We start from the raw sequence: 13217 nt of genomic DNA, 5'->3' as shown, positions 1-13217 counted from the left end.
GGCCTGCTCATCGGCGGCCAGGCACTCGACACCGCGTCATCGACTGTGAACCCCGTACCGGACCTGTTGGATTTGACCGCCGATCCCGTCGAAGTCGGCGATCCGCCGACTGGACTGGCCGGTGCACTCGCCGACCTGAGTCACGGCGATGCCGTTGTCGGCTACTTCGAGCAGAAGCCATACGGAATATTCACGGTCACCGGCTTCGCCGTCGAAGCGCCGACGGCCCAGATGTACCTGGTAGGTGGTCTGCTCTTGACATCGAAGGGCAGCCGGATGCCTGGAGCTCTGCTCATCGCCCTTCACCGATTCACCGACGCGAACGCCTGCCCCAATCCGGCCCGAATCACGCGCTGGCCGGACGCGGATAACGACTGACCCCCGAACAACCCACTTGGAGCAAGGAGAATAATGCTGGGGTTCGCAACCGTCGATCGGCAACCGCTCGCCGAATCCACCGCCGTGTGGTTGACCAGCCGCACCGACAACAACTTCGTCCGCAATACGAACGCTGTCGTCATCCGGCACGACGATCCCGACTACCTCGACAAGGTCCGATCACTCACCCGCGAACGCTCGGTGGTCCTCACCGACGGAACCGAGCCTCCGGTCACGTTCGCCCACGCGGTACGGATCGACGCTTTCGACGATCTCATCGAGCAGACAACTCGGCGCCAGGAATCCATCTGCGCCGCGATTTCCGACTACGCCAGACGCAAACGCACCGAACTCGTCGTTCCCCGGTTCCTGCCGGTTCCGGCTCTTACCACTCTTGAGCGAAACGAGCCGCAGTTGCGCGCCCTGTCCGTTGCCAACTACATCGGGGCGGTCTGGACGGCCTGGCTGTTCACCGAAGATCAGCGCCTGCGGCGCACCGTCTCGCCGAGGACCCAGGAGACGCCGTGGATTATGCCGGCCGAGCTGAACAGCCCGACCATTGCCGTCCTTCCGGCGGATTTTGCGGACCGAGTGAAACCCGAGCCACTGTCATGACAGATCACCCGACCCCGACCACGGATCGTTCCCTCACCCTCACACCGGAATTCGCCGAAGGACTCGAGCGCCTGGAACGTGGCGAAAACATGTTCCTCACAGGACGTGCGGGTACCGGCAAGTCGACCTTGATCCGCCACTTTCTGGCCACGACGAACCGCAACGTTGTCGTGGCCGCACCTACCGGGGTCGCCGCTCTCAATGTCGAGGGCTACACCATCCACCGACTGTTCTCCTTCTGGGCGGGCATCACGGTCGGGGACGTCCGCTCGGAGCGTTATTTTCCTTCCAGATTCCGGAAGACCCTCGGTCGACTCGATACGCTGATCCTCGATGAGGCGTCGATGATCCGCGCCGACCTGTTCGACTGCTTGGCCGTCGCGCTGGAAAGGTTCGGACCCAAGCGCGGAACTCCTTTCGGCGGAGTGCAATTGGTGCTGGTCGGCGATCTGTTCCAGCTGCCGCCCGTCGTCACCGAAGGCGAGAAGGAGTACTTCACACACCGATACCCTTCGCCATACTTCTTCTCAGCCGATCACTACGAACGCGAGCAGCTTCCACTCGTCGAGCTGACCACCGTCTTCCGGCAGATCGGAGACGCTCGGCTGGTCGAACTCTTGAACGACGTCCGCGACGGCACGCTATTGGAAAACGCTCGAGCCGAGCTGAATACGCGAACCAAACCCGCGTTCCAGCCACCGGTCGACGAGTTCTGGCTCACGCTGGCCACCACCAACAGAATTGCCGACAAGCGGAACAAGGACATGCTCGGTCGCGTGCCCGGTGAAGAGTTCACTCATCTCGCAGTCACGACCGGCGATGTGGACGGCTTCGACCGCCCAGCCGCGCACATCCTCACCTACAAAGTCGGCGCCCAAGTCATGCTGCTCACCAACGACCCGTCAGGCCGCTGGGTGAACGGGACCATCGGCCGCATCACCGGATGCAGGGACAACCACGGCAATCCGATCGTGACCGTCGCCATGCCCAACGGCAGGCAGGTCGACGTCGGCCCGCATACCTGGGAAATCACGCGTCCGGTGATCGAGAACGGCACGCTGCGACACGAAGTCGTCGGCACCTACAGTCAGCTGCCCTTTCAGCTCGCCTGGTCGATCACCATTCACAAAAGTCAGGGCCAGACCTTGGACCGGCTCGTCGTCGACCTTAGCGGTGGCACATTCGCCGACGGTCAGCTCTATGTGGCGCTCAGCCGGTGCACGTCGATGGAGGGGCTCGTCCTGACGCGCGACGTCCAACCCAAGGACCTGAGAACCGATATCCGTGTGCGGCGTTTCCTCGCCACCAGTCGGCCGCGGGGCCCGCACGGCGGAAAGGTTTATTTCGGCGTCTGCACAGTTGGGGACGAGGGGCGTATGTGGAGACCACGCCCGGTGGAGATCGCACTGGTCACCGACGACGGATTCGAAATCACCACACTCGTCAACCCGCTCCGCGACCTCGGCGACGCCCGCCTTGCCTACGGCATCACGGCCGCCGATGTCCTGTTGGCCCCTACCTTGGACCAAGCCTGGGCGGCGTTGGGACCGTACCTCACCGGACGAACCCCCGTCGGCATAGACATCGACAACCAATTGCGCGACATCGACTTCGAGCTCAAACGCCAAGGCTGCGTCGTGCCGATGCCATTAGGCATTTCTGTCGACACCGACTTACTGCCTGAAGGCGACCTCGCTCGGATCGAGGCGCCGAATGCCCTCGACCGTGCGCAGGCAGTTCGCGACATCGCAGCGCGGACGCACTCGGAGGCGCTCACCGCCGTCGACGCATTCCCAGCTCATGACGACCACTTCGGATACACACTCGAACGCGGCGGGAAGCCGGACTGCTTCCGGGCAGGAGGGAAGGCGCCGACCTCCTCCACACCGGAAGCCGAACTCGCGAAAGCGCTCCGCCGCAACCTTCAACGTATTCAACAGGACGAACGCGTCCACGCGCTGCTGCGCGATCTCGGGCTGGCCCTGGGACACACCATCGTGGATTCCACAGACGTTCGCCCGTCAACCGACATCGCCGCGACGCTTGCACCCGGTGCCCGGGTTTGTTTCACCGGCTCCGTCGTCGACGCCTTCGGCAGGGAGTTGACCCGCACCGACATAGAAGAATTGGCTGTGAAATGCGGCCTCACTCCGGTCGACAGCGTCACGAAGAAGCGATGCGACGCCCTGATCGCCGCCGAGTGCGGAACGATGTCGGGCAAAGGCCGCAAGGCCGCCCAATACGGCAAGCCGGTCTTCACGGCACAGCAGTTCATCACCTGGGCGACCGCTTCCGCACCCAGTGCGTCCGAGCAGTGACACAACACCGGTACAGCTCTCGGCTCGACACGGCGGCGACAGGGCACGTGGCAGATACGGGTGTCGTGCTGGCCCGGCCTCCGTCCGGGGGTCACCACCACCGACCGGGCACCCCGTGCCCCGGATTCACAACCCCACCGGATCTGCCCGCGGCAGATGCCCGGCAAGCGTGTCGAAGTAGCGTTGGGTCGACCAGGATCGATGATCGCCGATCACGTACAGCCGCCGTTTCGCCCGGGTCACGGCGACATTTGCTCGCCGCCCACGGCCGGGCGCCGGGCCGGGCCGGATCGCCGCCGAGGACCAGGATCACCACATCGGCTTCTTTCCCTTGTGCGGTGTGGATCGTGCCGGCTGTCAGGCTGGGATAGGGGCGGGCCCGTCGGCCGATCCGCGGGCCGCATCCCGGAACTGGCTGATGACCATGACTTCCGAAATATCGATACCGAGACCGGCGAGGGAGCTCAGAATCCGATCCAGTTGCGAGCCCTCGTCGGGTATCCAATGTCCGTGCGCGGCGGCACCGACCAGATCGATCCACTTGGATTCAGGAAGGGTGGGATAGGTCGTGGCGAAACGTTCCCGGGCAGCGGTGCCGTTGCCGTTGATCATCAGCCCGTCGTAGGCGATGGCGTTGACGATGTCGAACATCGGACCATCGCAGCGCCGGTGCACGGTGAGCGGGACACCCACCCAAGCTGTCCCCTCGTCGTCGGGCAGCGAAGTCCCAACGGGGTGAGCCGATCGGCGATGAGCAACCAGCCTAGTGCCGAGTCGCGACTGGATGAACGTCGAGAGCATCGTCCGCAGCAGGTCAGGACTCGCGGCGGCGAGTTGATCGGACAACATCCTGGAGGGGTCGATAGGCTCGACAGAGGTCATCGCGTGAACTTGCCTTCGTTGAGCTTGGCGGTTCAAGAAGGATCACGCGGTGACCGCCCACTACCCGGCTACGACATGCTCCCGTGTTCGCGCCGATGTCGCTGCTACACCACTCTGGCGGACGCAACCGCGACGGCGTAGGCCAAACACCCCAGTGCCCTGACTTCCTCGAGATCGATCGACAACGATGCTTCGGTCACGGCAGCCCCCTTCCAACCGAACTGGTCCCAACGCAACGACACCCGAGGCTCATAGAATTTCTCGGCAAGAGGCGCATCAACCAGCACGTCGTGCAACCTACCTTTGACATGCGGAAATACGACTGCGGCGGCAACCTGCGCACTCTCCGAAGACTTTGAGCGCTCACCAACCGGGCGACATGACCGATCCCGATCAGAACAGCTCCGCGGATGCCCGTTCTTCCCTCTCTATCTCGTCGACCTCCCACATGCACGAATCGCAGAGGACCGGAAACGGTCGGCGCCGGGATCGGGTGTGCACCAAACCCTGTCCACGTCCGAGGCCGTCGCCGCACATCACACACGCCGCGTCGAACTCATTTCTCATCACGCCCACCTCTCAGTCGAGGACCGAATGACGCCACCAGCGTCTACGAGCCAGGATGACTCGTGCCACCGACAAGTACGCCCAGGTATCACCTACGGCCTGCACGCGGCACTCACGCTGCTCAGCTGCGGCATGTGAGCACCGAAATGGATCGGTCCGTGGTCCGTAGACGCCATGAAATGCAAGTGACCGGAGTCTTGCCCCCTGTCCCCTAGACAACTTTCGGCCAACTCACACGCCTCCGTCACGGACGAGCCCTCGATACGAAATCAAGCACATCGATTCGCTCGATGGTTCGGGGTGAATTACCGCCCGGTACTGCATGATCCGTGGGCAGATACGTGGCAAACTCTCGACCGCAACACAACTGGATGGAGAACAATGAAGTACATCGTCACCCTCGCTTCGGCCGCGATCGCCGCCTTCGGCTTCGCTCTCGCAACCCCGCAGACGGCCACCGCCGAACCGTCCAACTGCCACGACTCCTACATCCCCTGCCTGCCCATCGTCAGCGACGTGGACTGCGAAGGCGGCAGCGGCAACGGTCCCGTCTACACCGGTCGCGTCCAGGTCATCGGTCCCGATGAGTACGGCCTCGATCGCGACGGCAACGGCATCGGCTGCGAGTAAACGACAGGGGCGCCCGCTTCGGTACGGGCGCCCCTCCCCCCAACGGCGAACTCCGCGCACACCGGAGAAACAAAGTTGTCGGCCCCTGCGGATACGGTGCGGGCATCCTTCCGCAGTCACCGAGTTCCACCATCGGGCAAATGCTGGAAGTTACTGGATTTCACTGGAAGATATGGATACGCTCGCGCCATGACCGACGCCGCCGAGAAGCTGGAGGCGCGCATCGCCGAACTGCGCGCCGAGGTGCGGCGAGCGGTGACCGCTGGGGATCGCGCGACCGCCCGCCAACTTCGAGCCGAGTTGCGGCGGACCGAGGATGCCTGGGACTCAGCGGTTTTGGGCGCCGAAGCGCCGCAGGCGGAGGAGTCGGCGGAACGAACGGAAGCGGCCGCGATGCCGATCCGCGAGCACGTCCACCGCGCACTCACACTGATCGGAGTGCCCGCGTCGCCGAAACTGGTTCTCGCGGTCCATGAATCGTTCTTCTCCGGCGCCGTCGCTCCCGCTCGGCTGACCAGCCTTCGCCGCGACGAGGAGCGCTCGTTCCGCGCTTCGCCGTTCACGCGCCCGTACTACATCTGCGCGGCACTCACCGCTGATCATCTCGCCCCGGCGCGCGGGCTCATGGCGGTGAGCTCTTGGCCGTTGGCGCAACGGATGATCGGGCCACTCAGCCCGCGCGTGGATCTGCTCAGCGTGGCAATCCGGCTCGCCGAACACATCGCCGCACAGCCCGACTGCGGCGCTGGTGCGCGGCGGGTGTTGTGGAAGCTGGCGGTTACCGTTCCCGGCGTGCAGGGTTCGCCGGACACGATCGACCATGCGGCGGTGATCGACGCCGCCACCAGGGAACTCGAGGTCCACCGTGAGGAGGACACGCGCCGCCGCGCCGATGCCGCGCGACGCGCGAATCAGCAGCTCGACGAGGCCGCCCGGTTGTTCGGTGTCCGGCTCGGCATGGCCAATAGAAGACGAAACGAGGTGGGATGAACACACTTTCGGCACGGCTGGACGAACTGCGCGGTGCAGCGCCGGCGTGCCGCCACAACGCCCGCACCATCGCGGCGTTGACGGCGAACCCCGGCTGCGCGCGGCGCGCACTGCTGGACGCGGCAGCGGCCGACAAGGCCGCCATCGCCAGGGAGCTGGGCTTTCCACCCCGATTCGGTCAGTCGCAGTTCGCGATCACGCGCGGTAACGCGTTCGAGGTGATGGTGAAGGAGAACGGCTGCGCGGAGCTGCTCGCGTTGCTGCGCGACAAGCTGAACCTCCCGATTCCCGAGGTCGGCTATCACGATCTGAACTCTGTCGGCGACAACGCGGGTAATGCCGTGCGCTACAAGCGGACCCGTCAGCTGCTCGCCCACGCGATCAACTCCGGCGAAGGCACCCTGTTCGACCATCCGATGCTGCGGCTCGATATCGCGGGCGCCGCGGCCTATCTGGAGCCGGACGTGGTCGCCTTGCAGATCGGCGGCCGCTTCCACGTGGTGGAGATCAAGTCGTTCCCGGTGGTCGACGGCCAGGCCGATCCGGTGCAGGTCGCCGCTGCCGCGCGGCAGTCCGCCGTCTACGTCATCGCGCTGCGCGAACTCATGACCGAGATCGGCGAGTCACCGGACCTGGTGTCGCACAATGCGATCCTGGTCTGCGCCAGGGATTTCACCAACCGGCCCACCGCCGAGCTAGTCGACCTGCGCAAGCAGATCGCGGTGATCTCGCGTCAGCTGTCGCGGCTGACGTCCATCAGCGAGCTGATCGAAACCCTTCCGGAGGGTGCGTCGTTCGCACCCGGTGAGCACCTGACGAAGACGATCACGGATATCCCCGCCCGCTACGCCCCCGAATGTATGTCGTCGTGCGAGCTGGCTTTCGCGTGCCGTGCGGACGCGCGGGCGAACGGCTCGGTGGACGTACTCGGCCGCGGTGTCTGCGACGATCTCGGCGGCCTGGACGACATCGATACCGTGCTCGCCGTCGCGAACGGTTCGCGCGACCTCGGGCCCGAGTTCGCCGACATCACCCGGATGCTGAGGGAAGCCGACCGGCTTCGGCTGGAGATCGCGGGATGAGCAAACGGAGTGAGCGAATCAATGTGCCAACGCACATGCCGGAACTGAGTGTCGGCGAGGTGCAGGCAGGGGCGAACCGATCAGGAAGCGGCGCATGAGCAAGTGCATCGCTCGCCGGTGCGCGATACGCATGCCGACGCTCGGCGACGGTGAGCCTCGGAAATGAGTGTCCTGACCGCCCTCGCTCGCTTGCACGCGGTACGCGCGGGCCGCGCCCAGCCGATCGCCGACGTGCGCCACACCCACGTTTCGGACAATCCGCTCGTCCTGGTGCCGCTGAAGCTGGCAGGTGAGGCCGCCGCACCGCTGGCGGTCATGGTGGGCACCGATCCCGCCGCACCGACACTGCTGACCGTGCCGCAGCCACGAGACCGGGTGCTGCGCTTGGGTTTCCTCGCCGAACTCGCCGAGATCGTGCTCCCCTACCTCGCGGCCTACGCCGAGAACACCGAGGAGGTGACCACCAAATCGGGCGAAACCTACGAGCGGTGCCTCGACGCACCTCAGCTGTGGGTGCCGAACTCGGGCGGGGTCGGGTTCCTGAAACTGCTCGGCCGCTCGGTGCGTTTTCATCGAACCGAGGGCGACAACCCTGTCCCCGAATCGATTCCACTGCTCGGTCGTTGGCTCACCTGGTTCTGCGATCGCGCCGAGCATCCCGGCTCCAGCACGCTGGTTCCCCTCACTTCGGCGCTGTCGGCGCATTGGGCAACCGGCCAGTCCGCCCTCGAGGATGCGAACCTCGCCGCGTTGCTCGGGTGGATCGCTCCCCCGCCCGGCAGCACCGGCGCCGAAGCCGCCGCGCGGGCGGAAGACCCGCTGTCGGTGCCGCCTGCCGGTCCCGCAACCGACCCCGGCTTCGACAACGAAGAGCTCGCGCCGCTCATCGCCGCCTACGACGCGGCCGAGGACGACGCGACGAAATCCGCTGCGGTACGACGCATCGAGCGTGCGCTGCACGCCCAGGTCGAGCCGACCTGGCAGCTCATGTGGCAGGGGCTCGCGCTACTGCGTGAACTCCCGGCCGGTGCGCGAGTCGCCCGGCGGTGGAACGAGGACGTCGGGTCGTTCTCCTACTTCGCCGGATCGGTGTCCGAAGGTGTGCCGCAAGCGCGGCGGGATTCGGCGGTGTCGGCCGTGCGGAAGTTGCTCGATCGGGAGCGAGCACTCGAGAAGTACGAGGCGGAAAAGGCGTTCGACGATCCGCGGATCATGCTCGAACACCGTTTGACCGGAACGGCTTTCGTGGGATCCGTGATCGGTGTCGATCCGGCCCGTGTGGTGATGAGTGAGAAGAACCGTCCCCTGCTGCGACCGATTCTTCAGGTGCGCACCGCCGATCCGATCATCGCGGCCGAGGGCGACGAGTTCTGCAATGTCGACAATCCCAGCCAAACGGCAACGGTATTGCCGGTGGACGGCGATCACGACTACATCGTGCTGGAGCTGTCCGGCGGGATGGGCACCGGGAAGGCCGCCCGTCCAGGAACCGTCCCCGACCTCGGCGCCACCGTCCGCTTCGCCGGTTTCAAGATCGGTAGTGGCGGGCCGCCCGCGAAGCTTCCCGCCCGCGAAGACACTCCGTGGACGCACGGCGGTCCGCCGCCGGAGTGGACGCCGGACTCCGAACCCCTCGAGGAACTGTGATGCGAACAGCGGATGCGGCCGTCGACGGCATCCTCACCGACCTCGCCGACACCTCGCACCGCGCCGTCGTGGTCGACTCACCGCCCGGCGCGGGCAAATCCACGCTCGTGGTGCGTGCGGCGCGACAGCTCGCCGAATCCGGTGGGCAGCACATCGTCGTAGCCCAGACCAACGAGCAGGTCGACGACCTCATCGACCGCCTCGCCACCGCCGATCCGGCATTGCGTATCGGAAGGCTTTCCCGCACCGGCTATCTCAAACCGGAACGCATCGATCGGCCCAACGTGACCGTCGGACAGAAGGTCACGGACCTCACCGAGAGCACCATTCTCATCGGCACCGCCGCCAAATGGGCGACAATCGACGACGGTCGCTGGCCGCACGCGATCGTCGACGAGGCGTATCAGATGCGGTCGGACATGTTGCTGCGCATCGCGAATCGCTTCGACCACGGACTGTTCGTCGGTGACCCCGGTCAGCTCGATCCGTTCGCGACCGTCGAGGTCGGTCGGTGGGCGGGCCTGGACTGGGATCCCACGATGAGTGCGGTCACAGTGATGCTCGCGAACAACGACGACATCCCCGTGCACAGCCTGCCCGTGTCCTGGCGGCTGTCCGCGACGGCGGCGCCGGTGGTCTCGAAGGCGTTCTACCCCTTCAACGAATTCCGAGCGGGAACCGGCATCCACGATCGCCGAATGGAATTCGCGGCAGCCGGTTTGCGAGGTCCGATCGATGACGTGCTCGATGAAGCGGCCGAACACGGTTGGGGCTGGTATGAACTGCCCGCCCGGCACACCCTGCGCACCGACAGCGAAGCCGTCCGCGCGATCGCCGAGATCACCTGCCGCCTGCTCGAACGCGGCGCGACCGCCCATTCCGAACAAGGCTCCCGCCCGGTGACGGCCGAACGAGTCGCCGTCGGCACCGCCCACCGCGACCAGGCCGATGCCGTGCGCACCGCGCTGCGCGGCACCCCGGGCGAGACGGTCACCGTCGACACCGCCAACCGCCTGCAAGGCCGCGAATACGACGTCACCGTGGTCCTGCACCCACTGTCCGGCCGCCGGGACGCCAGTGCGTTCCACCTCGAAGCGGGACGTCTCTGCGTCCTCGCCTCCCGTCACCGTCACGCCTGCATCCTCGTCGGACGCGCCGGCATCCCAGAACTCCTCGACGCCCATCCCTCCGCCGAACCCGTGCACTTGGGCGTTCCCGTGAAATTCCCCGACGGCTGGGAGGCCAACCAGGCCATCCTCACCCACCTGTCGCACCACCGTGTCGCGGCCAACGTCTGACGTCGCAAACGCCGTTCACGCCTGCCCTGGCGAAGAACGCCTATCGGGCTGAACTCTGGGGCCCGGTCCGACGTTTTCCGCGCTGACCTACCGACCCTGAAAGACGGCGACCGCTGCTCGAGTCACGGCGATGATCTTGTCGCAGCTGCCGCCGACGACTTCCACAGCATTCATGTCGTACACGATGCTGGAGTCCACTGGAGGTAGTGGGCGAAGTAGTCCCACGAAAACCTTTATTCGGCACCAGCCTGTGCTGGTGTCCTCCACAGCTGGGACACCGTCGACCAAGACCCGTCGCTTCCCGTTCGAGAGCGGGTACGACGGACTTGTCGCCTGGTCACGGCTGGTGTTGGAGTGCAGGATTCGGATCTTTTCGGCGTATCGATCCGGGCGGTCGAGAATGAAAGCGCATTCGTACGATGAGGTTCCATCGACCACGTACGGCGTGTGGTTCGGTACGAACGCCGCCAGAGCCGCGCACAGGTCCGCGGTTGCTGCCAGGCCGCGAACCGCCGCCGCCGGAGCCGGTTTCGTATCGATAAGCCGAACCGATGTTCCGACCATCTGCTCGAGTACCGAACAGTCTTCCCGCCCATCGGGATCCAACCCTTGCGTGTACACGATCGCGGCCGTGGAACCGTCGGTGAGTTGGCCGATCGGAATCGAGAATTGGCACAGGCCGACGGTCAGTGCGCTCGCGTTCCGCCCGGCGATCTCGATCGGCCGTTGATCCGACGATCGCGCGCGTGCGGGCGACACGAGTTCGATATCGACGGTCACATCGTTGGCCCGTTTGCCCTTGGTCGGCCAGTCGAACATCACGACACATCGTTCGAGAGGTTCAGCCGGAACGATCCGGGCGGGCCCAACAGCAGAGATCGACGTCTCGTCGATCAGGCCACACGGGTCGATGGTGCGCATCTCGTCGAGTACGACGAGATCCGCCAGAGCTGTTGTCGGCTGGACATGGTCGCGGTATCCGGTGGCAACTGATAAGAGGGGTCCACCATGGCCGATCTCCGGCGCCGCCGCGAAATGCGGCGCCAGCGACACGACGTTCGCGGGACCAGTTGCCGAATTGTCGGGCTTCCCGTCCTCGGATTCGTGCGTCGTACATGCGCTGAGCAGCGCAGCCGCACCGACCATCGCGAGCACGCGAAGGATTGATCTGCCAGACAACATCCCACCCCTTTTGAGTTCCGATCGACAGAACATGGATCGGGTGGAGCATAGTTCGCGTGGGATCAGGTGAACGACCACACCGGACCACCAACGATCACAGTCGAACTGCATTGCATGCTCCGGGCGGGTGCCCAGCCACCTCCGCCGCACCGTATACCGCGATTAGGGCAAGGGTTCCGCACTCCTTCGACGCCAGTATTTCGCGTGGCTCAATATCGTTCGCGCAGAGCGGTTTCCACCAGTTCTCATCGACCGGCTCGGCCTGCCCACCTCCCGAGCCAACCGCGACTTCCCGACCACACTCGCCACCAACGCCTCTTCCCGCGCCGCGTCCGCGCTCCCCTGCGCGATCACTTTGCTGTACCGAACCGCGTCGACAATGACGGACTTCACCCGCTCATGCTCGAGATAGATCCGCAGATCACGCAGCCACTCCCCGATGGCGGCCTCGGTTTCGGCGGCGGTCCACGCAGCAAGAAACGCCTCCTGATCCTCCGGAAGGTAACCGATCTTGTGCAGGTGGGACGCCACGTCGTACACCGGGCTTCTTGTCGACCCGCCTGCGCAGCTCGGTGATCAGCCGTGACTTGCCGATTCCCCCGACACCGCTGAGCAGCATGACCCGGGGATGTTCGGCGGTTTCGGTCAGCAGCTGGTCGAATCGCGTCAGGACCGGAACACGGTCGACGAACGGGCGGCTGGAAGCTCCCGGCTGGAATCGCGCGGTCAACACCATGGTGTGGTCCCCCTCGTGACGAGCACCGCACAAGTCTGCCAGAACGCATATCGCGAACAGCCCTGAAACACGCAGGACTTCAACCGGTGGAAAGAGCCGGTGCGATCGCGGCGGGATCGGGCAGGTGCTGCGTCGAAGTCTCCCCAGGTAGTGAGGAAAAGTGATGGAACCCGACGCGGGGTTGGTGCGTCCAACCTGAGCATGAGGAATGACAGGGACAACGTGGGCGAGGATATTCCTGCTGGTGGTGCCCACCGCCGGGAGGCGCACCGGAAAGGGCGGCAGGTGGGGTGTCGGGTCAAGAGAGAAGGCGGGTGCGTGCCGCTTCCCCGCCACAGGAGGTCACGCCGATGAGCTCGGTCGGGCACTGCGCGGGTGCGACGAGCCTGTCATGGGAGGACGTAGCAACCCATTTCGACCCGCGTGACGGTGGTGTTCTCCCTGATGTCCATGTACCGGGCACGTCTGTCGAGGATTGGCAGTCGTTGTTCGATCTGTTTCGGGAGAACAAGTGGGGATGTGAATATCGGGAAGGGTTCGCGCGCCTGCCATTTCCTACGGCCGCCGAAGTGTTCTCGCGTTCCGCGGATGGTGAGTGCGTGGAAATGTATGTGCGGCCGGTGCCGGACATGTTGGCGATCTTTCGTGCGTATTCGGCGGATGAGATCGATTTCGACGTCGACCTGAGGGAACTTCAGGGGCAGGATCGGCTGGATATCCTGTGCGATTTCCTGAGTGCGGTCGGGCGGCGGCTGGGCAAGCCGGTGATCATGACGGCGGAAGGGTTTCGCGAGTTTCCGATACTCGGGTTCGATCCCGAGGTCGACCGTGTGGTGCTTTTGGCCGCGGACGCGGAAGGTTGAAAGGCACTTGGCCCCGCGCAATCTCGGGT

At 65.1% G+C, this 13217-nt stretch carries 11 protein-coding genes and 1 pseudogene; 9 read left to right on the top strand and 3 right to left on the bottom strand.

Annotated features, from left to right (window positions below):
• The first annotated feature begins 45 nt into the window (after nt 1-45).
• The 3 genes from AB0H49_RS24625 to AB0H49_RS24615 all read left to right on the top strand — a co-directional run bounded on the left by AB0H49_RS24625 (nt 46) and on the right by AB0H49_RS24615 (nt 3311).
• The gene (locus AB0H49_RS24625) at nt 46-378 is read left to right on the top strand and encodes a hypothetical protein (RefSeq protein ID WP_357254676.1); all 333 of its coding nucleotides are present in this window, start codon (nt 46-48) and stop codon (nt 376-378) included.
• A gap of 90 nt (nt 379-468) precedes the next feature.
• Nucleotides 469-993, top strand: a complete 525-nt coding sequence (locus tag AB0H49_RS24620) for a hypothetical protein (RefSeq protein ID WP_357254674.1) — start codon at nt 469-471, stop codon at nt 991-993.
• Nucleotides 990-3311 carry an AAA family ATPase gene (locus AB0H49_RS24615; RefSeq protein ID WP_357254672.1) on the top strand — a complete coding sequence of 774 codons (2322 nt, stop codon included), beginning with the start codon at nt 990-992 and terminating at the stop codon, nt 3309-3311. The genes AB0H49_RS24620 and AB0H49_RS24615 overlap by 4 nt, the downstream gene beginning before the upstream one ends.
• Nucleotides 3312-4082: 771 nt before the next feature.
• On the opposite strand, the pseudogene AB0H49_RS24610 reads toward AB0H49_RS24615, so the two are convergent.
• Nucleotides 4083-4193 (bottom strand): annotated as a pseudogene (locus AB0H49_RS24610) (hypothetical protein); the annotation flags it as partial.
• 948 nt (nt 4194-5141) lie between these two features.
• Between AB0H49_RS24610 and AB0H49_RS24605 the strand changes: the two are divergent.
• The 5 genes from AB0H49_RS24605 to AB0H49_RS24585 all read left to right on the top strand — a co-directional run bounded on the left by AB0H49_RS24605 (nt 5142) and on the right by AB0H49_RS24585 (nt 10407).
• Complete coding sequence (locus AB0H49_RS24605) at nt 5142-5390, top strand: hypothetical protein (protein WP_355000583.1); 249 nt, start codon at nt 5142-5144, stop codon at nt 5388-5390.
• Nucleotides 5391-5579: 189 nt separating this feature from the next.
• Nucleotides 5580-6380 carry a hypothetical protein gene (locus AB0H49_RS24600; protein WP_357254670.1) on the top strand — a complete coding sequence of 267 codons (801 nt, stop codon included), beginning with the start codon at nt 5580-5582 and terminating at the stop codon, nt 6378-6380.
• Nucleotides 6377-7462 (top strand): hypothetical protein, encoded by a 1086-nt coding sequence (locus tag AB0H49_RS24595; protein ID WP_357254668.1) that lies wholly within the window; start codon nt 6377-6379, stop codon nt 7460-7462. The genes AB0H49_RS24600 and AB0H49_RS24595 overlap by 4 nt, the downstream gene beginning before the upstream one ends.
• A gap of 162 nt (nt 7463-7624) precedes the next feature.
• Nucleotides 7625-9109: a hypothetical protein gene (locus AB0H49_RS24590; RefSeq protein ID WP_357254667.1), complete on the top strand. Its 1485-nt coding sequence runs from the start codon at nt 7625-7627 to the stop codon at nt 9107-9109.
• Complete coding sequence (locus tag AB0H49_RS24585; RefSeq protein WP_357254665.1) at nt 9109-10407, top strand: AAA domain-containing protein; 1299 nt, start codon at nt 9109-9111, stop codon at nt 10405-10407. The genes AB0H49_RS24590 and AB0H49_RS24585 overlap by 1 nt, the downstream gene beginning before the upstream one ends.
• Nucleotides 10408-10494: 87 nt before the next feature.
• Here the strand turns inward: AB0H49_RS24585 and AB0H49_RS24580 are convergent, their stop codons facing one another.
• A complete protein-coding gene (locus tag AB0H49_RS24580) occupies nt 10495-11562 on the bottom strand; it encodes a hypothetical protein (RefSeq protein ID WP_357254663.1) in 1068 nt (355 codons plus the stop codon).
• 189 nt (nt 11563-11751) lie between these two features.
• On the bottom strand, nt 11752-12129 hold the full coding sequence (locus AB0H49_RS24575; protein ID WP_357254661.1) for a hypothetical protein: 378 nt from the start codon (nt 12127-12129) through the stop codon (nt 11752-11754).
• A gap of 546 nt (nt 12130-12675) precedes the next feature.
• Here AB0H49_RS24575 and AB0H49_RS24570 point away from each other — a divergent pair.
• Nucleotides 12676-13188, top strand: a complete 513-nt coding sequence (locus AB0H49_RS24570) for a hypothetical protein (protein ID WP_357254659.1) — start codon at nt 12676-12678, stop codon at nt 13186-13188.
• Nucleotides 13189-13217: the final 29 nt, after the last annotated feature.

Source organism: Nocardia sp. NPDC050713, from assembly GCF_040654315.1.
Classification (GTDB): domain Bacteria; phylum Actinomycetota; class Actinomycetes; order Mycobacteriales; family Mycobacteriaceae; genus Nocardia.
The sequence above is the reverse complement of the archived record's forward strand: the minus strand, read 5'-3'. Positions and strand labels throughout refer to the sequence as shown.